Here is an 894-nt window from a genome sequence, read left to right on the forward strand (position 1 = left end):
CGCCTGCGGCGGCGCCTTTCATGCGACGGTCGGCCGGGCGGCTTGGCCGCCCCGGCCGGGACGACGTCCTCGGAGCGCCGCGTCAGTCCGCGCGGCGGAGATAGGTGACTTCGTTGGTGTCGACCACGATGCGCTCGCCCGACGCGATGAAGGGCGGCACCATCACGCGCAGGCCGTTCTCGAGCTTCGCGGGCTTGTAGGAGGAGGCGGCTGTCTGGCCCTTCACGACAGGGTCGGCCTCGACGATCTCGAGCGTCACCTGGTCGGGCAGCTTGACGCCGATCGGGCGCTCCTCGTGCATCTCGACCGTCACCGTCATGCCGTCCTGCAGGAAAGCGGCGCGCTCGCCGACGAACTCGGCCGCCAGCTGCATCTGCTCGTAGGTCGCGAGATCCATGAACACCAGGTCCTCGCCCTCGGCGTAGAGGAACTGGAAGTCCTTCTGCTCGAGCCGGACGCGCTCGACGGTCTCGTCGGCCCGGAAGCGCTCGTTGAGCTTGCGGCCGTCGATCAGGTTCTTGAGCTCGACCTGGTTGAACGCGCCGCCCTTGCCGGGCTTCACGGCGTTGGTCTTGACGGCGGCCCAGAGGCCGCCCTGGTGCTCGATGACCATGCCGGGGGTGATCTGGTTGCCGTTGATCTTCATTCGTCAGGTCTTTCGAGAGAGGCGGCGTGCGTGCGGGGCGCCGCGTCGGCGCCCGCTCGTTTGCCCGCGGATCAGAGCCGCGTCAAGGTTTGCGGCCGCCGGCCTCGGCGGTGGTCTCCTGCGCGATCGGGCCGAAACCTTCGCTCCATTTCGCCATCAGACTGTCGCCCGCGGCGCGGTCCGCCGGCGGCAGGCTCGCCACGAAGCCGTCGAGCCAGGCGTCGGCCAGTCCCTGGCGGCGGGCGAGC

The 894-nt window shown here is 69.9% G+C and carries 1 protein-coding gene; it reads right to left on the reverse strand.

What is annotated here, in order from left to right; genetic code table 11:
• Positions 1–82: 82 nt before the first annotated feature.
• Positions 83–646, reverse strand: a complete 564-nt coding sequence (gene efp / locus ACIKT0_RS19255; RefSeq protein WP_407106880.1) for an elongation factor P — start codon at positions 644–646, stop codon at positions 83–85.
• Positions 647–894 lie beyond the last annotated feature (248 nt).

The organism is Hansschlegelia beijingensis (genome assembly GCF_045505405.1).
Classification (GTDB): Bacteria; Pseudomonadota; Alphaproteobacteria; order Rhizobiales; family Methylopilaceae; genus Methylopila; species Methylopila beijingensis_A.

Bases quoted from the DNA above. Each gene is read 5' to 3' on its own strand.
- efp (WP_407106880.1), bottom strand. From the start codon at position 646: ATGAAGATCAACGGCAACCAGATCACCCCCGGCATGGTCATCGAGCAC.